The organism is Foetidibacter luteolus, from assembly GCF_009650435.1.
Taxonomy (GTDB): Bacteria; Bacteroidota; Bacteroidia; order Chitinophagales; family Chitinophagaceae; genus Foetidibacter; species Foetidibacter luteolus.
In genome coordinates, this window is sequence record NZ_VVIP01000018.1 from 15,680 (window position 1) to 36,017 (window position 20,338).

Annotated in this window: 11 protein-coding genes; 9 read left to right on the forward strand and 2 right to left on the reverse strand. The window is 41.3% G+C overall.

Annotated features, from left to right (window positions below; all coding sequences use genetic code 11):
- Positions 1-309, forward strand: a 309-nt coding sequence (locus F0364_RS05715; protein WP_207632532.1) for an XRE family transcriptional regulator, incomplete at its 5' end; no start/stop codon positions are given.
- A gap of 71 nt (positions 310-380) precedes the next feature.
- Here the strand turns inward: F0364_RS05715 and F0364_RS05720 are convergent.
- Positions 381-1,502: an NUMOD1 domain-containing DNA-binding protein gene (locus tag F0364_RS05720; protein ID WP_153796806.1), complete on the reverse strand. Its 1,122-nt coding sequence runs from the start codon at positions 1,500-1,502 to the stop codon at positions 381-383.
- Positions 1,503-1,747: 245 nt separating this feature from the next.
- Between F0364_RS05720 and F0364_RS05725 the strand changes: the two genes are divergently transcribed.
- The 6 genes from F0364_RS05725 (at position 1,748) to F0364_RS05750 (ending at position 14,312) form a co-directional block, all read left to right on the forward strand.
- Entirely contained in the window at positions 1,748-3,157 is a 1,410-nt protein-coding gene (locus F0364_RS05725) for a hypothetical protein (protein ID WP_153796807.1), read from the forward strand.
- Between the two features lie 58 nt (positions 3,158-3,215).
- Positions 3,216-4,481, forward strand: coding sequence for a hypothetical protein (locus F0364_RS05730; protein WP_153796808.1), 1,266 nt, complete (start codon positions 3,216-3,218; stop codon positions 4,479-4,481).
- 10 nt (positions 4,482-4,491) lie between these two features.
- The gene (locus F0364_RS05735; RefSeq protein ID WP_153796809.1) at positions 4,492-8,148 is read left to right on the forward strand and encodes a hypothetical protein; all 3,657 of its coding nucleotides are present in this window, start codon (positions 4,492-4,494) and stop codon (positions 8,146-8,148) included.
- Between the two features lie 17 nt (positions 8,149-8,165).
- On the forward strand, positions 8,166-8,582 hold the full coding sequence (locus F0364_RS05740; protein ID WP_153796810.1) for a hypothetical protein: 417 nt from the start codon (positions 8,166-8,168) through the stop codon (positions 8,580-8,582).
- Between the two features lie 116 nt (positions 8,583-8,698).
- A complete protein-coding gene (locus F0364_RS05745) occupies positions 8,699-13,393 on the forward strand; it encodes a DUF6443 domain-containing protein (protein WP_153796811.1) in 4,695 nt (1,564 codons plus the stop codon).
- A 742-nt stretch (positions 13,394-14,135) separates the two neighbouring features.
- Positions 14,136-14,312 (forward strand): hypothetical protein, encoded by a 177-nt coding sequence (locus tag F0364_RS05750; protein ID WP_153796812.1) that lies wholly within the window; start codon positions 14,136-14,138, stop codon positions 14,310-14,312.
- 1,027 nt (positions 14,313-15,339) lie between these two features.
- Here the strand turns inward: F0364_RS05750 and F0364_RS05755 are convergent.
- A complete protein-coding gene (locus tag F0364_RS05755) occupies positions 15,340-15,582 on the reverse strand; it encodes a hypothetical protein (RefSeq protein ID WP_153796813.1) in 243 nt (80 codons plus the stop codon).
- Between the two features lie 1,500 nt (positions 15,583-17,082).
- Between F0364_RS05755 and F0364_RS05760 the strand changes: the two genes are divergently transcribed.
- Positions 17,083-18,717 carry a toll/interleukin-1 receptor domain-containing protein gene (locus F0364_RS05760; protein WP_153796814.1) on the forward strand — a complete coding sequence of 545 codons (1,635 nt, stop codon included), beginning with the start codon at positions 17,083-17,085 and terminating at the stop codon, positions 18,715-18,717.
- Between the two features lie 458 nt (positions 18,718-19,175).
- Positions 19,176-19,613, forward strand: a complete 438-nt coding sequence (locus tag F0364_RS05765; RefSeq protein ID WP_153796815.1) for a hypothetical protein — start codon at positions 19,176-19,178, stop codon at positions 19,611-19,613.
- Positions 19,614-20,338: the final 725 nt, after the last annotated feature.

Here is a 20,338-nt window from a genome sequence, read left to right on the forward strand (position 1 = left end):
GGAGACGACTGGAACCAGCGGAAAATATCACTGCTGGAACAAAAGGATGTGATAGAAGAGGAATTGCTGGAACAGGTGGCTAAAGTGTTGAAAGTGCCTGTGGAGGCGATAAAGAATTTTGATACTGAGCAAGCGATTCATAATATCAATAATAACTTTCACGACAATTCAATACAAAATCAATTTAATCCTCTTGAAAAGATTATAGAAATGTATGAGCAAAAAATTGTTGCTCTATACGAAAGGTTGTTGAAGGAAAAAGAAGAGAAAATTTCTTTGATGGAAAAAATTAATGCTGTAAACAAATGAAATGAATTCAGATCCAGTCATACTTTAACTAAGGGACATTTGATGATAGAGAATAATGACACAGCCTTCAATCATGTGGCCGCATTTCTCCATTGATAACCACAAGCCGTTAAATGCCGGCTTTTAAGCGCTCGCCTTATGTTAGCTGGGGTGGTGGCCATTTTATCTGCAGCCTCTTTAATGCTTGGGAAACTTTGGATATATTCTCCTTCTGGTGAATACTGCATGACCTTCTTTTGCCGGCTCAAAGCACTTAGCTTGCTCCCATAGGTAAAACCTGAAAGTGGGATCTTTTTGCGTTGGTACCCTTTTTTCCATACAAAACCGTAAGCCTGCCTGATGATCCCCCTTATCGCCGCAGAAATACCGGTAGAATGACCACAAACAGCCTCAGCTGCGTCTGTTAAACTGAGATAACATGCCACCCTGTTCCCCTGTAAATCGTATTGGGTAACTTTAGTTCCTCTACTTTCTTTTCGGCGGTCACGACTCTTTTTCCGCAATGCATCGACGTCAAATCTCCTTTCCTTTCCTGGTGCCCAAAAATAGCCACCTGCAGTCAATTGCTTGCCTTGCAATACACTTCCAATGCTGGTAGGGCTGACACCTGTCTGCCGGGAAGCTTCCAGGATACTTGGAAAAGTTTTGATGCGGTTACCTTTTTGATTGTATTGAGAAACCTGGCGGCTAATTTTTTGAATGATTGCCTGCCTACCCTTGCGCCATGCCGACTCGGGAAACGTCGCCAACCGCCGGTTACGCTGGACAATTAGTTTTCCTACCTGGCTTTGCGTAACCAGCTTAAGGTTAGCAGCACGCATATCCCGCCCGTTGCCATTTTTGCAAATGACCTGGATGGATTGATCATGAAGATCCACCGGGGCCACAAAGCAGTGGTAAACTAGCCTTCTTACAGAAAAGTGATATCGTTTTTTTTCAAGGGTAAAATGGACGGCCAGTTGTGCAGTAGTATCTTTTACAAATTTATTGGGTGCCAGCCATAAACGTGGCAATATGATCTTTTCCGGATAGTAACGTATCATTCCCTGCCTGATTACATCAGTCCTTTCCATTCTTTTAATACGGCCATAATTGGAAACCAGGAAGTAGCCATCCAGTCCCGGTATGTCATCCCATAGTTCACCGGCGATATCTTTGAGGGAACTGTCCAGATAGGGGTATTTCTTTTTCATGAAGGCAAAAGCTGTTAACAGGTTAGTATAACCGCAAAATCTAACAATATGTTTAAATGGCCATGGTTGCTCTTCACAGGCGACTGCCTTTAATCTTTTTTTAAGGTTATCTTAAAGTCGAAGCACCAAAAGAATTCGGAACGTTGTGTCTCATTACGTTAGCAACCAAACTCTTAAAAAATAAAATTCCCGGTTACCTGAAAATTAATGCAACCATATCACCCTTATTGATACCTATCTTGTGCTTGTTAAGCATTTTTTTTGTGTGTATCTCCTGTTATTCTCAAACAAGTAAGGACTCTACGGCTACAACCATTAGCGGTAAATCACTTGCTATTATCAACAGCAAATACGAAAAACTCAGTTCCTCTGTAGATAAACAATCTTCCAAACTATTGCGCCGCCTGCAAAAGCAGGAAGAAAAGCTACGACGCAAGCTGGCGTTGAAAGACAGCACCAAATCTGCAGAACTTTTTACCGGTTCGCAGGACGCTTACCTACAACTGCAAAATAAGCTTAAAGCCCCGCTAGACAAAGCGGTTCTATCCCCGCTCAAAGAGTATATTCCTTCGTTGGATTCTACGAGTACGGCGATGAACTACCTGGAAAAGGTACCAGGTCTTCCGGCTGATAAGTTAAAACAGGTAACAGCAGTCGGTGGTCAGCTGAGAGAACTGCAGGGCAAACTGCAGTCAGCTAATGAGATCAAAGCGTATATCCGTCAACGACAAGAGCAATTACGACAACAGCTATCCCAATACAGCGATTTGGCTAAAAATCTCAAAGGGATCAGCAAAAGTGTTTATTACTACGGCGAACGGTTAAAAGAGTATAAGGCAATTATCAATGATCGCAAAAAGCTGGAAGAAAAGGCCTTGGCCACTTTACGGGAAATGCCTGCCTTCCAATCTTTTTTCCAGAAAAACAGTTACCTGTCACAACTCTTCCGGATGCCGGGTGGTAACGGCGGTACTACCCAGGCACTGGAAGGTCTTCAAACGCGCGCCCAGGTGCAGGCCATGCTTGGTCAGGCCATCGGTCCCGCTTCTGGTGCGGTAGGTGTTAACCTGCAGCAACAGGTACAGGCAGCGCAGGGTCAGCTCAACCAGCTAAAAGATAAACTGAACAAAGTAGGCGGGGGCAACAGCGATGATATTATGCCAGACTTTACTCCTAACCAGCAAAAAAACAAAAGCTTCCTGCAAAGGTTGGAATATGGCCTGAACATGCAGACAAGCGGTACGACGAATTTCTTACCTGCTACCCTGGACATAGCGCCGACTGTCGGATACCGTTTCTCGCAAAATTTTTCTGCGGGCATTGGCGGTGGATATAAAATTGGGCTTGGCCGTGGCTGGAACCATATCAGTTTGAGTAACCAGGGCGTCTCATTGAGGAGTTATGTGGATGCCCGCTTAAAAGGAAGTATTTGGCTCTCCGGCGGTTTTGAATACCAATACCTCAAAGAATTTGAAAACATGCGGCAGATAAAAAACCTGGATACCTGGCAGCGTTCCGCATTACTGGGATTAAGCAAGAAACTTAAGGTGGGTAAGAAAAAAGAAAGCAAGATACAGTTGTTGTATGATTTTCTCGCCGGTCAGCAGATCCCGAGAGGCCAGGCTTTTAAATTTAGAGTAGGTTGGAGGCTGTAGAAACCACCCGGGTAAAGCATCATCAAATATAATATAAATAGAATAAACCATAAACTTTATGAGAAAACAAGTTATCGTATTTCTATGCTTGATTGGCGCAGTTTCGGCGAAGGGGCAATGGACGACCAGCGGTAATAATATTTATAATGATAATACTGGAAATGTGGGTATTGGCGTAACTAACCCGACACAAAAATTACAATTGAACGGCAATTTCGATATAAGCCTCTTCAGTTTCCTTCGTTCGTCTCGATTTCACTTTCAAGCACCTCAGGCTACGGGTAATAATAATACCAGAGGCATTATAAGCAACAATTTAATATGGGATAGTCAAAACAATGTATGGAAAGTACCCTCGGGCGGTACTAGTATAGATTTTGGGGCTATACGTTTTCAGGTAAGTGGAGGCATTGGCTTTTTTACAAGGGCTATCCCTCCTCAACCACCAGCCCAGCCCACAAATCCCGAAGACTTATTAACAGATCTATCGGAAGCTCAATTAGAATTGTATAGGCGTTTAACAATTACCAATTTGGGAAATGTGGGTATTGGTGTGGCGTCTCCTACAGCTAAAATGCATATTGTTGGCACGCAGGGCAGCTCTTTTGGAAAATATACACAAACAGGAGTTTCCGAAGCAGATGCGTATTTGAGTATTGAAAACGGCACCACATTTACAGACCAGTACATACCCTGTCTCAAAGGCAGGAGCTATACACCCGGAAGGCCTTACGGTTTGTTTTTTATCGGTGAAGCGGATGATGTCGTTCCTGTGGCTCCGGATGTTATTGGAGCAGCAATTGTGTTAAACGGCAGGAAAAAAAATGGTACTGCACTTGTGAATAATAATGTGCTTGCTATCAATAATCTCAGTCAAAACCTGATGGTAGTAACAGCAGCGGGGAATGTTGGCATAGGAACACTGTCTCCCGACGAAATGCTTGCCGTTAACGGCAATATTAAAGCAAAGAAACTAATTGTTACACAGAACGGCTGGGCCGATTATGTTTTTGACAAAGATTATAATCTGCTTCCACTATATAAAGTGGAAGATTTTATTCAACAGAATAAACATTTACCAGGTGTTCCTTCTGCTAAAGAAGTTTCGGAAAAGGGTATTGATCTGGGAGATTCACAAGCGGTATTGTTGAAGAAGATTGAAGAGTTGACTTTGTATAGTATTCATCAGGAGAAGGAGATAAGTGTTCAGAAAAAAGAAATCTCAACGTTAAAAGGGCAACTTCAAACACAAACTGAACTGGTGCAAAAACTAATACAATTGATGGAGACAAATGCCCAAAAAATTCCTTCGACGCAGAAATAAATCAGTATCCATGACTTCAGGTATAAGAACATTACAATTTGAAAAAATGCCAGCAAAGATCTGTTTGTTTTTAGTTTTGCTTGTATCGGTGAATATAACTTTTGCTCAAAATCCTGTCAAGGACCAACGTTATATACCGCCATCACCTAACGCGATGGTGTTCCAAAAATATGTGGATTTTCCAGTGGACCTGTCCACAGGTGTTCCACAAATTAGTATACCTATATACAATATTAGCCTCAACGATTATAGCTTTCCTATTACAGCAAGTTTTCATGCATCTGGTAGGAAGGCTGAATTGAATTTCTCTCCATTGGGAATGAACTGGAGCCTTTTGGCAACAGGCGTGATTAACCGCGAGGTGAGGGGGTTACCAGACGGCAACGGCTATTACCACTTGGAAAAAACAGACGCACAGTTGAGTCCGCAAAACGATCACTACAACGAACTGATTTCAATAGATCCTACAGGCATCGCGTACAATACGAGTGTTACTAAAATGGATAATGAGTACGATATCTATACTATCAGTTTGAACGGTATTTCAGCGAAGTTTATAAACAGGGATAATGTAGGTGTTGTCTTTCTAACCTACTGCCCATATAAAGTGACTTTCAGCGGAACGAGCACGATCACAGTAATTGACGATAAAGGAATAACCTATAAGTTTGGAAGCGAAAATGGTTATGGCTTCAATGAATTTTCAAACGAAGCAAATGGGACAACATCCTGGTTTATCAACAATATTACAACAAGTTCCGGCAGGTTGATCAGGTTTAAATACAACTCTCAATCAATACAACCATCATCATGGATAGGCCGGCGGACTTATGGAGATTTACTGGCAGTCAATGATGCAGGGCTGTATAATACGAATTGTATTTATCTGGGAGGATCAGGAGAAAGCACATTTAACGGATACTATCAACAGGGGGTGTCGGGGCCTAATGGAGATTCTTACCAGAACTACGGCATCTCGTACATCAAGGAAATTGAGTTTGACAATGGCAAAATAACCTTCGAATATTCAAATACATCCACAGAATTTTTGCTTCAGACATGTACCATTACTACCGATGCTAACGCTCTTGTAAAGACAGTAAAATTTTCATATTTTGATTATATTCCTGGCACAAACCTTTTTTTGGCGAATAATAATTCGCGGACGATAAAAGATATCACCTTTATCGACAAAGGAAATCAGGAAATTGAAAAATACAGTTTTGAGTATTACCCTGGTCAAAACGGAGGCACTCAGCCGGATTTTGCGAAAAGGAAGGACTGGTGGGGATATTGCAATACGCTTAATTATGCGACCAGTGGAACCAGGCAAATTCCAATTCAATCATTTGGCGTTCAACAAGCAGGTGGAACTTCTACATTTAATACCGGCGGCACCCCAAATGATAAAATAGCCAGCTTTAATGCAAAGCTGCCAGGTATGATTAAAAAAATTACGTATCCTACAGGCGGAACGACCGAATTGACTTACGAACCAAATAAGATATATGATTGGGGAGGAAACCTCGTTGACGGACCGGGGTTACGCATTCAAAAGATTCTTTCTGACGACGGATATGGGAATACAAAGGCAAAGACATATGAATATGCGGGAGCATTCGTTATTAGATATCCACTCGTATACGATTATTTTTCAAGTAAAAAGAAAATGTATGTGATAGAAGGCTCCAATAATCAGGCATTTCAGGCGGATTATATGGGCAGCTACAGGTACAGAATATATAGTTCTGATGCCAACCCCGAAGTGCAGGCCTCTTTGAATCATCCCGTTTATTATTCAAGCGTAACTGAGAAGGATTTTTCTGGCGGAGGGATTAACAACGGCAGAACCATTTACACATATACCTTCCCTACTTATTTTGCTACTCCGCAATCAGTTAGCTTTCCGGCAGGCAATTACCAGGGGGCAAACGTAGGATCAGGAAGTAGTGATGATTTCGAAGTTAAGGTGTTCAATTTTGATGAATGGAGCATGCCTTTGCTCTCTACCAAAACTGTTCAAAGATATAATGCCCAAACAAGCGAATACAAAACGGTCACATTTACACAAATGGACTATGTCACGTTTAAGGAGCTGAATATCCCACAAGTGTCCCTGTATAAAAATTTGGAGTTTCCTATAGCAAGCAACGGTCAATACCAGAAATTAACAATGACGGATCAGAGATTCAATTGGCAGGTGTATACTCTCTTGGATAAGACTATTAAAACGGCGATTAAAAAATTGGATAAAGAAACAACAACTACCTATGATGCAAATGACAATCCGTTGTCTTCCTATACAAAATATTATTATGATAATTTAAACCATTTAAATCCTACCCGTATTGAAACGAAGGGCAGCGATGACAACTTGCTTACAAAATATACACTTTATCCGCAAGATTATGCCACTGGAACCGCGTTTATTGCAAATCTTATTTCCAAAAACATGCTTAGTGCACCAATTGAAGAAGTCTCTTTACGTAAGATTGGCAGCACCAATAAGATTGTGAGTGGTAAAATCAGTACATATTCTGGAACAAATGTCGATTGGGTGTATAAGCTTGAAAGTGCGGCCTCCATCACTTCGTCATCGTTTAAATTCAGCAACCGCGCGTTAGGGTCTGTCTATCCCTCTGGTAGCGCAGGGGTATATTCGCCAGATAGCAAATACAAGCCTTTTTCAAAATTTGAATACGACGCTAAAAATAACCCGCAAAATATATTGCCAGAGGATCAAATGCCAACGTCCTTAATATGGGCGCATAACGGTGCTTACCCTATCGCCGAGGCCAAAAATGCAACAAATGCTCAGATCGCTTATTCTTCGTTTGAGTCCAGTGATCAGGGTAACTGGGAGTATTCCGGCACCGTTACCAGGGAAACTACTGAATCTTTAATGCCTCCGACGGGAGAAAGTTATTATGCCGTTACAGCTACCAAACCAATAAAGAAAACGGGCTTGCCGGTTAACGCCAAGGTAATTGTTTCTTATTGGAGAAACAGTTCACAGCCTTTTACTGTCACCGGCTCTACCTCCATTATAACAGGACTAACTGCGAACGGCTGGACATATTTTGAGCATAAAGTAACAGTTCCTTCTTCGCAAATAGTTCAGATTGATGGTTCAGGACTTATAGATGAGGTACGCTTATACCCGGAAAACGCATTGATGTCTTCGTACACATATAAGCCTCTGACAGGAATGACATCCGAAGCTGACAACAAGGGACAAATTATGACCTACACATATGACAACTACAGTCGGTTGTCAAACATAAAGAACAGCTTCAGAAATGTGGTGCAAAAGTTTGACTACAAATTCGCCAATGTGCCTGGCGGTTCTGGCGGGGCATCCGTTTATGCAAAGATCTTTTATACCAATTATTTTAATGATGTCGATATGACAACAGCGACAATCATAATCGGGTTCTTTTCAGATCCCGGGTGTACACAGCCTTTATCTGTTAACAACCTGAACGTGAATTATAAGAAGGTCAGGACAACATGTTCTGGAACATCTCCTCTGGAAACGTTTTATTCTGCCACCTGTAATGGAACGCAAACTTCTCTTGGCAATCAGATTATTTCTATGGATGATGGCGTGCACTGTTATAATTATCAATTCTTATTGTTAGCAGGGACGGGGTATTCACCGCAATAATTTAAAAATTTTATGTCATGAACTTGCACTTGAAGATATTCTTAACTGTGATTTTTACGCAAATGTTTATTGTGTTGAACGCGCAGGTTGATTCCACCGGCGATCTGGAAATTGTTAAGCCGAAAATCGATTCAGTTCAGAGAGTTTGTCTTAAGGATTCGTTGGGGATCACAGATTCAACCGTTGATTCACTATTTGCGTGCAGGGACTTGTATTTAGCCCAAGTAACCTCTATTCGGGAAGATACTCTTTTAGATGAAGGGCAAAAAGGTATCCAGATAACTCAGAAAGCCGTGGAACTGGAAAATAGTATGAGACAACTATTAGGTAATACGTTATTTGAACAGTATCTGCAATTAATCAAAAATAAGATTGCAGCAACGAGAGGTAGGCAGGGTGAGCCCTTGTTGTGCGAGGACTGTGAAATTGAATAAAGTCAATTGCCAAAAGGATGCATACTCAAACGAGTATAAAAAGATCATGTCCGCTTACTCAGCAATGGTCTTCCATTCCTTTTTCCTGAAAACTAAATAAATTCTAAGAAAAGATTATGAATCAAGGAAGCGTTTATTGGAAAAAGCGCATAGTTATATGCCTGTTCACTATAAATTTATTTCTGGTTTCCAAGGCTCAACTCAAACCAACAATCGAGACGCAAACCCCAAATGCAGCAGGCACCGCAAGGCCGGTACCGGCAGCTTATGGCAGCACCGCTGGTAATTATGTAAGATCCTGGCAGGCGCTTAGACCCTTTGCGACAGAAGCGGAAGTAACGGGCAGCAGTGATGTAACAAGGGTAAGCCGTTCCACACAATATTTTGACGGCCTTGGACGATTGTTGCAAACCGTCAACTGGAGGAATTCACCAGGACAAAAAGATATAGTTGCTCCGGTGGTCTATGATGAGTTTGGCAGAGAACAATACAAGTACCTCCCTTATGGGTATGCCTCAACGAATAACGCTGCAGCAGCAAGTGATGGTTCGTTCAAGCAAAGCCCTTTTTCAGACCAGGCAGGATTTTATGGCACCACTTACAAGGCTGAACAGCCCGCGCTGGCCAATGAACTGTTTTATTACAGTCATACCAACTATGAAGCTTCTCCACTGGACCGAGTAACGGAAAACTTTGCGCCCGGCAATAGCTGGGCCGGTAGCGAAGGCGGTGCTTCAGAAAAAATGATCTCAGTTCAATACCTAGTTAACAATAGCAATGATAATGTAAGGATATGGACGATTGGCTTTACTGCCCTGAACTATGCCAGTACCGACGAAAATGCCTCTGTCAACATACCCACAAGCTCAGCAGCATATGGGACCGGCCAACTGTATAAGACGGTGACCAAAGATGAAAAAGGCAAGGCAACCGTTGAGTATAAAGACAAAGAGGGGCGTGTAATATTAAGGAAGGTAGAGATTGGCCCCAATGCCATTCCCGCTGATTTTAGTGGTCACGCCAATTTTTTATGTACCTACTATGTGTACGATGAAATGGGACAATTAAGGTTTGTAATATCCCCCAAAGCTGTGGCTGCGATGGTGAGTGCCGGTAACTGGATACTTGCCTCACCTCTTTCCAATGAGCTCTGTTTTCGTTATGAGTATGATGAACGCCAGCGCTTGGTAGCCAAAAAAGTGCCTGGTGCCGGATGGATATATATGGCTTTTGACAATCGCGACAGGCTGGTATTTAGCCAGGATGCCAATATGCGGGCAGGCACCAAAAAGTGGCTTTATACACTCTATGATAACGTGAACAGACCGGTAGAAACAGGTGTCATGACCTATAACGGTACCTGGGATCAAGTGAAGACTGCGGCACTCAACAATACTCCCACCACAGTTGCTGGCACTGGCAGCTTTATCTCCACCACCCCCGCTGATCTGTATCTAACGGAAAGGGAGCAGGGCCGACCATTATACCAAGCCAGCAACAGCATAGAAGCACATGATGGCTTTACCACTGAAGAAGGCGCGGAATTTACCATGGAAATAGTTACGGCTTCCGCAGGAGGGAGTTTTAATAACAGCATAGATGTAAGTGCTGACCCGATTACCGGGCTGACCGGAGAAACAAAATATCCTTTGACCTATAGCTTCTATGATGATTATTCCAAGACCTCCAAAACTTACAGCAATAGCAACAATGGGAGCTTGAACAATACTAATTCCAATGCTTATGCAGAAGCATTGCCTTCTGCTAAGAGCAGTGCCACAAAGGGTCTGGTAACAGTTTCGCGGGTAAGGGTGATCGAAGACCCCAACAATCTCTCGCTTGGCAAATGGATGGAAACAGCCAGCTTCTACGATGAAAAAGGCAGGGTGATACAGGTGAATAGCGATAATTATAAGGGAGGCGATGATGTAATAACTAACCTTTATGATTTTACCGGCAAGATACTCTGTAGTTACCTGGTGCATAACAATGCTTCTGCCAACATCAGTAACATTAGGATAAAGACCAACACTGAATATGACCATGCAGGCAGGCTTACCAAAGTGATCAAAACAGTGACAAAGGGCAGCATCACCACTAGCCGCACCATTGTGCAGAATGTGTATGATGCGATGGGGCAGCTAAAAACCAAAAACATCGGCCAGAAGTCTGCTACCAATACCGCGGCCATGGAAACTGACAATTATGCCTACAATATCCGTGGCTGGCTGAAGGGGGTTAACTGGTACAATGGCGCCACCTATGGCGCAGTAACAAATACAACCAACAAATGGTTTGCGATGGACCTGAGCTATGACTGGGGTTTTGACGGCAAAGAGGTGAACGGCAATATAGCTGGCCAGCGGTGGAGAAGCGCCAGCGATGGTAAATCCAGGGCCTATGGTTACAGTTACGATGTCGCAAACCGATTGATGAAGGCGGATTTTACCCAATATACCGGCAGTGCCTGGAACACCAGCGAAGGCGTGGACTTCAGTGTGATAATGGGGAATACAGGCGCTGATGTCGCCAGCGCTTATGATGAAAACGGGAATATTAAAAAGATGTGGCAGAAGGGATTGCTGGCAGGCGGGGGCAGTAACTGGATAGACAAGATGAGCTATGCCTATGAGCAAACCAACCAGTATAGCAATAAGCTAACGACAGTAACAGAGGATGCCACGATAGGCTCAACCGATTATGGTCTTGGGGACTTTACGGATAAAAACAGGAGCGGTGCCGATTATGATTATGATGACAATGGCAACCTGATTGTTGATAAAAATAAAGCCATCAGCGCCATTGTGTACAATCACCTGAATCTTCCCTGGAAGATAACCGTAACCAATAAGGGCACGATTACCTATATCTATGATGCAGCAGGCAACAAGCTGGAAAAGAGAACCAGCGAAACAGCATCAGCCGCCAACAACAATACATCCAAACAAACGCAGACAGCCTATCTCTCAGGTTTTATTTATGAGAATAACAAGCTGCAGCATTTTGGACATGAGGAAGGGAGGGTAAGGCCGATAGTGCCCACAACAGAAAACGGTAACCAGAGCTTTGCTTTTGATTACTTCCTGAAAGATCACTTAGGGAATATCAGGACGGTGCTCACGGAAGAGACTAATATACAGGTTTATAATATGGCTACGATGGAGCCGGAAGCACAGGCTGTGGAAGAAACCTATTATTCTAATCTTGCTGAAACAAGGACAGTAGCCCCTCAAACTTATCCGCAGAAGGACAGCAGTAATAAGTTTCTGGCGAAGGTAGATGGGAAAAACCGTAAGGTAGGGCCTTATATTGTTTTGAAAGTAAATGCAGGGGACAAAGTGCATATTAGGGCTAATAGCTGGTATGAAGGAAAGACTTATAGTAAGGAAAACCCAAAAAGCAATATTGATGGGTTGGCTGCCGGTTTGCTTGGGGATGGTGCGAGAACCGCAGCCAAAGGAGCATCGATGGCATCAGCAGGATCGTCATCGGCATTGTTGCCGGCTTTAAGTGCTTTCGTACGCAGCAGGGATGAAGATGAACAGGCCCAACCCAAGCGCAAGCCAAAAGCTTACCTGAACTGGTTACTATTGGACAATAACGCCAAAGCCATTCAGGAAGATACAACGATCAACCCTTTGGAAAAGGGAGAACACAGTGGTTTTAAACAGGTGGGCGAAGAAGGGGAGATAAAAGAATTGGTAAAACAGGACTGGCAGATAGACCAAACTGGATTTGTATATATCTTTACTAGTAATGAATCCTTAGAAACAGAAGTGTTCTTTGATAATTTACAAGTAACGGTGATACCAGGGCCATTGCTGGAGGAGACGCATTATTATCCATTCGGACTGACAATGGCGGGGATAAGTAGCAAGGGTGCGGGGAAGGTGGGGAATAAGAGAAAATTTAATGGAGTTGAATTATCCAGTAAAGATTTTTCTGATGGCGTTGGGCTTGAGTTATATGAAACAACCTATCGGAGTTACGATCCGCAAATTGGCAGGTTTCATCAAATAGATGCATTATCAGATTTGGTCTTGAACTGGTCAACATATTCTTTTACTCAAAACAACCCCATCATATTTAGTGATCCATTTGGTCTTGATACAATAAGAGGAGAACTTCCAAAAGGTTATAAGCCTAACCCAGGAGATGTTTGGATTAATGATAAAGGAAATGAAGCCGTTTATAACACTGATAATGGGTGGGTACAATCACAGACATTACAGAACGTTACTGTAAGTAACTCGCCGGGATCGAAACTGTTAGCAGCATTTTTTGCTTTAATAGGATTAACAGATACTCACTATGGCTTTTGGGAGAGTACATACGATCATGAGAATTATACCACAACTAAAGGAAAGGTCAGGCCACTTCCAACAAACATTAAGCATGCTTCGGTGCAAGCTAAAATGTATAAACAGCGTTCTAATAAGATTAAAGGAACTGGATTCGGTCTTTCTCTTTTGGCAAACTTATTGACAGCAATTCAGGTGCGTGACCAGTATTTGAAAGGAGGAATTAAAAATGTAAATCCAGCTGATGTAACGGGTTTAACTTTAGGAACAACCGGATTGACAGCGAATGGCCTTACATATTTCGGAGTCGCACCTCAAACTATGTCTACAATTTCAGGTATTGCGGGCAAAGGCAGTGTTGCTCTTCAAGCTTATCAAAATTGGATGATGGCCATGCAAATTATGTACAACACAAATTTACCTAATGCCCCCGCTTATGGTGGTAACGCAACCGAACAATTTCAGGCAACATTAGATGATGAGGCGGCTGGAGGTGACAGGTTATACTAATAAAAGTTGTATTAGAGAGGCAATAAGTGAATATTTTTTCCTGATTCTTACATTATTCATTGAAAAAAAATGCTAAGCTTGTATTACCGAATCTGGGTGGATTGCATAAAAAGAGCGAAACAACAGCCAGCGAATAGAGACAATTGGCACGTTGGAACGATGATATTTATGACGCTGGCAATGGCATTCAATTTTGTTTTAAGTATGACAATTTTAGAAAAATATGTTTTTAAAATTTATTTTTATAAAATTGAATTATCGTTTTTGCCTTCGCGTGTTAATAATGTATTGACTTATCTGGTTTTATTTATTTTACCATGTTTTATTATAAACTATCTACTGATATTTAGAAATAAGAGATACGAGAAGCTGTTAAATAGGTATCCCTATTACAATGGGAAGCTCTTTGTTGTTTATTTTGCGGTTTCTATGATGTTGCCAATTATACTTTTGGTAGGAGCTATTTTTTTAAACGCATAATTGTATAAGAACCTGGAATTATATTGGTTTCGCTTGTACCTATTATGATAAAACGCATAAGCCGCTGGTGTAAAATCCGGCGGCTTTTTACTTTTAAGAAGTATAAGCTTTACGAGCTGTATCCCATCGGCGAACCCCGTCATTGTTGTTTGGAGTTGGCCGTATAGTTTTGTGGCAGCAGAAGGTGTAGCTGCTCTTTGGGAGTGCTGTTAATGTTTTCAAATACGTATGTCAGCCGCTTTATAACGGGAATATCAGCAGCATGGCGGTGAATGTTGCCAGGCTGGGCAAGCCGCTGTTGTACAATTACCGTTATGACCAACTCAACCGCCTGGTGAACATGGATAGCTGGCGGAGCAGCGGCATTACCTGGAGCAGTTTGACTAAAATACTGGACTACCGGGAATCGGTGGCTTATGATGCCATGGCAACATACTGAAATACCAGCGTTTTGGTAGCAACACGTTTGCGAACAAACCTACAAGGATGGACAGCCTGAATTATGTGTATGTGGCAGGGACGAACAGGTTGGAACATATTAAGGACACGGTATCAGCATCGAACTATGCGGAGGATATAGACAACCAAAGCGCAGGGAATTATGCTTATGACGCGATAGGTAACCTGACGAAGGATGAAAACATCGTCACTATGAGATACTTCTGTGGGTGCCTACGATTTTGATCTTTTTTGTGCTATTCTTACCAGTTTTAAACTTATCTCTCAGATTCATGACAGGCAGTTCAAAATATTTATAGAGTAAAATTGAAATGGTAATTGTGAGGATCAAATAGAGGGAATACCGGCAGACAAAAAACAAATTATTGTCTGCGTTTTGTAAAACTGACCAGTTAATATTACCTATGATCCATTTTTCACAAGACTGAAATTAACGAGATATATGGAGTAAGATATTAGACTGATTTAAGTAAAGTATTTATAAAGAAAGCCTTTGCCACTTTTGATAGAGCTGAAATAGGGTAATACAAGAAGAGTTGCTAGCGAAAAAGTTGAAAACGAAAATACACAATAATAGAGTCCTAGCACGTTAGCTTCGAATAAATTGAATTTTGCAATAATAAAACCCAGCATACCCATTAGTAGTAAGGAAAATTTGTATCGCTGCCACGCTTGTTGGAAATCCATATAGAAATAAGAACCGACCACCCCAAACATCAAACTATCCAGCCTTGTAAAAACCTGCTTCCTCAATTTTGTATCCCAGGCTGCGAGGTCTTGGATTTGAAGTGAATGAAATCTATAAAATCTTAAAAACATGGCACCAATGATTATTAAAACCGCAGTTGCCAGGATAGATTTGTCAACGGAGATTTTGAACAACTTTATCAGAAGAAAAGCCATTACAGGTATGCATAAATAAAACCCCGGAGCTAAGCTGTGCAATTTTGGAGGCAGGTATAGCGGATTCAAACTGGGAAGAATGACTGATAGATGTATCGTTGCTGTTAATGGAATTGCTTTGTCTTGCCTGCATGATTTTGCCAAATCTTTCTGACAGATCTTTGGCCGATTGCCCCAAAAACACCATCACCCGTATTTACCAGGCTGTAACTATCTGCTGCGAGTATTATGTTCATTTCGGCCACTGCTTCATCCAGGTTAAGGTCTGGCGTACGTAAGAAATGGGCTTTCGAAACCACTGCTTCAATCAGCTTCTGGATTTCACGTTTGCCGTTGATCTCCTTCATCCTTTTGACGCGTAGTCTTTTCGAGAAAGTGATTCTGGCATACCACCATTTTCCCGTTCATAGACATCCTTAAATCCAACATGGTGGTGGAATAGCTCTAATATTTGAGGGCCCGTAAGACGTGGAAAATGTCCGGCATCTCCAATGATGTATGTTTTCAGCCGCTCTATGGTCAGTGGGGATCATTGCATGATTAGGGTCTATATAATTTCTCCTAAAATAGGAATAAAGCAGTGGATTTCTTAGGAATCGGGGCTTTTGGCGGGAGTTTTTTAAACTCAAAAATTATGCTAATTTAACGGGCAGAAGTTCTTTATATACCGGGTCAAGAACCAGCTGGTGAACCCGGGTAGAAAGTTCTGCATAAATTATTGATTTATAGCTGCTTAATATTCTTCGGTTCGGGCAGTCATCCCGACTTTTGCTGGATTCAGGTATATTAAGGCATGTAAATCATTAAGAGGTTTACGTGCTTTTCTATTTGGGGTAACCCAAAGCTAAGCATATTTTAAACCTTCCCCCCAGAAATTTCTTTGCCCAGTTGAAACCTCCAAGCACGCATCCACCTTGGTTTTCATGCTTGTGAGAGCAAAATTAAATATCACTTGATCAAATAATTTTTTCTCTGAAAATGAATTATTAGATGAAAAGCGAGATATATACACATCTTGGCAGAACTCAATTTGCTAAGAATTGCTAGGAAAGCATGGTTTTTAACAATGAAAAGGGCTATTTTAAAAAGGAAGATCTTGATCGTATGATGTCAGGACAAATTCAATCTTCTGCTATGAGTATTAAGTCACCATCTTCGAAGAAAGAGAGCTAGGCTGACTATGATGTATTTTGTCGGCTTTTTATATACTCATCTTTTTGCCCTCCTGATTTCTACCTGTTTAGCTCGTATCAACATACCTTTTCACTGGTACGGCTTGAAATTTTTTCGTGTTGATAATTTTACAATGCTGTTTATTATTCCCTAGCGATTGAAAGTGGGTGTAAAAACCATTAAGCGAGAGAGCAGTTGAATACAGAAGCTTTCATAAGTCTATGGTACACAAAGATTATGTGGTACGATGAAAGAATTAGTGTGTTGCAATGCCTTTCCTTATGATTAATGTTAGAATGTATTCAGTAATCGGGAGATACATACCAGCAATTTGTCAAAGAGCAATTGCATTAAAAAAGCAACAAACAAAGTGAAAAGATTTTGAAAGTTATACTTGCAAATTAGAAAATCAATTTATATCTTCAATTCTACTCCTTAGTAAGCTCAATACTATTATTAATATTCTTGACTTACATTTTGTGAAAGTCATCAAGGATTCCTTTAAGACAGATTTTATAATTTAGTGGTTACCCTTAAAATAAAGCATTGAAGGTTCAGTGGGAAGCATATATAGTTTATCCATTAAATTAATGAGTTATACTGTCATATAATGAGAAAAGTGAATTTAGGTCTCAATAATAACGTTAAAGAGTTTTACACTAAAAAAGAAAGTTATGGTTATCGGCGGTGTCGGTTATTGTGATACTGAGGGAAATCTCCAGTTTCACAAGAATTTACTGGAAGGGTTGCAGATTTATAATGGCTCACTATTGTTTGGTGTTTATCACCCCAGATCAAAGTATGCCGAAAAAAATGATAGAATCAAATATCATTTTATGCTGTCTCCAATACCATACCATTTATGGCCGAAAACAGCAAGACTAATTGTAAGATTGAAGCAAGTGAAGGATTTTGGGCAGACGACTGGTATAAGAGTCATTTCGGAGTATTTACTTAAGCAAAATATTTCATTAATATATTCCTTTTCAAACCGTTCTGCACACAGATATTCAACCTGGGATGTCCATATTGCATTTGATGAATTCAACCTGGATGATTTTAAGGACGATTACAATACCGAGAATAGCTGCTATAATAAGGTACATCATGCAACCAATAAATTAAAGACTGAACTAAAGCAAAAATTTGACAAATATCTTTTTTATGACGAAGATGACATCGATCTAAGAAATGCTGTAATAACCCGCGTAAATACGTCCTGTCATTATTTCTATTACGATACAGAGAGACTCCTGAAAAGTGGAGATGAGATTGAAAAGAAAATCTATCGTCCATTTACTGTCAGGTATAATAATGGAAACTTCATTCCTACAGAAAGGGGAATTATTAATGAAATGATTTATTTGCTGGAACCGGAAAAACAAGATTTCAATTTGCCATCGATTTGTTTTGCGGAATCTGATTCACATTACTTAAACTTGAGGGTGATAATCATACCCAAGCACTTGAGACACCAATTCTTTAAAATTAGTGTGTTTCATGAGAGGCTTAAAAGACCTGACACTAATAATCCCACGTCCAGGGGATTGTTGAACTATGTTTTAACCGAACTCCAAAGTATTGAATACAAGATCTGGAAAACTTCCACATTGATTTTTGAATGTAGGACGGACTCATATGGATCCGGAAAACTCAGCTTATTCGTTGAATCAAAAGTTTCTTTCAAGGAGTCGGCGGCGAATGAAGTCCGTGAAAAACTTATTACGTTTCTATCAAACTTAAATGAACAAGATTCAAAACCGGCCTGGTTGCAACATATCATGTTAGAAAGCAGGGTGGAATTGGTTTATCCTGAAATTATCAATCGATACTTTGTAAAGAACAGAATTAGTCTGGAAGAAAAAGAGAAGCAATTTGATTTGTTCATTAGTTATTCCCATGTGGACTTTGCATTTGCAAAAAAATTGCGCGCAATATTAAGAGAGGAAAAGGTCAAATATTTCATAGATGATGAAGGCAGTGTGCCGGGTGATATTCTTTCTCAAAAAATTGAGGACGGGCTAAGGAATTCCAGGGAGTTCTGCATATTGCTTTCTGAAGAAAGCCAGAAGAGCAAGTGGGTTTTTACAGAATGGGGGGCTGCATCGATACTTAAAAAGACAATAGTTCCGATCCTGCTTCCCGGATTCAATCGCGCCAAGCATAAAAATATTGATGACAGGCTTAAGGTGCTCAAATATATAATATGGCCAGCTGCAGACCCTGAAGAGGCGTTGCGTAAATATGCAAGGCAGATAATTGAGCGGCGTTTTAAGTCCATGTTAGGAAACGACAGTTACAATTATTAGAGGCAGACAAATTCCGATCTCTGCTATAACAGCTCCAGCCCCATCGTCCAAAATAGCTAAAGTGAATTCCGCTATACCGGCGCTAATTCACCAGTCAAGAAATCAAGGTTATATAGGTACCTAAATTCAGTTTTCACATTTTATTTCTTCATTTGTTATACAGAGTACTTGCAACAGGTATTCTGCCTGGGCGAGCCGGACATTCATGTAGGATTTATTGTAGCCAAGCTGGGCGGCGATTAGCTGCGAAGTCCTGCCCTGCAGGTGAAGGCAGCGCACCTGCTTTTGCAAAGTGGTAAGTTCTTTTGGCTGGAAGCCGGTTTATTGCGGTACAATCATACCTGCAATCTACCCGACCGGGAGATGGCGTGCAAGCCGTATGTTACATACTGAATCAGTGGTACGGTACGTTTTCCAGAAGGCGCCGGACCTGACACTGAACTTTTTTTTAAGAAGTGATGGCTGAGCATGGAGGTGTCTGCGAAACCGGAGTCAAGGGTAATGGATTCGACGGATTTGGAGGGGCTGTCGAGCAGTTCCCGCTGAGGCTTCTGCAGGCGAAGCGTCAAGTAGCTTTCAGCGATGGTGGCGCCATACAGCTCGTGAGTAATATTTTGGGCGTTAAGAATGATGTGCCTGCGGATTCGCCAAAATTAGGAGGCTATGCAGAGCAAAGTTACGATTACGCCAACCTATATCGCTTAGTAGCAGCGAGAGGTATATATTGCGGTGGTAAGCTATCGGATAAGTATAGCCTTAAGATGAGTTATGACAATCTATACGATATCACCGAAATAAAATTGGGTGATTCCATGCCGTTTAAAAGTTATCGTCATTTTTATAGTTACTATGGAGCCGCTCCCATCAAAGACAAAAGTCGGGACAGATGTCTATAGCTATGATGCTAACGGCAACTTGACTGGCAATGGAAACAGTAACTATTTCTGGGATGAAGAAAACAGGTTAATGGCAGTATTGAGAGATGAACTTCTTTGTCAATATTCGAATGACGCCAAGGGCGAGAGGGTAATTAAGAGCAGTGTTGGTATTCAGTGAATTTTAGTGAATGATGAACTGGCAAGACAAGTTAAGTACTATAATAACTACACAGCGTATATAAGCCCCTATCTCATTTGCAGAAGATCCAGCTTCACCAAGCATTTTTATATAGAAACGCAACATATTACCAGCAAAGAAGCGATTGGGACATTTACCAACCCATCTTTTCCTTTAAGAGGAGTAACAGAAGGAAATGTTGTTTTTATCAGGAGGAGCTTTCGCGCAGTTTTCTACAAGTAATTGCAGGTCGTGCGGGGTACTTCAATTTCTCCCCGGGCCTTACGCATTACCACTTTCTGCCACCGCTGGAGACTTTTACGTGTCCTTGAAACGCAGATTTTACTGAACTACGTGGGGAGAGGATTGCCAACTGTTTACCCATTGTTTACTCTGCAATAGCAAAAATCCTTGCTAGTAATTACCTAACAAGGATTTGTGAAAAGAAGAGGTAACCCCCCAGAGACTTTAATCCATTTAACTACCGCCTCAAATATTCGTAAAATAGGATGACACTTTATTCAACCTTCCAATCCATTATTTTCAAGTCGCCCCTTTGCATCCA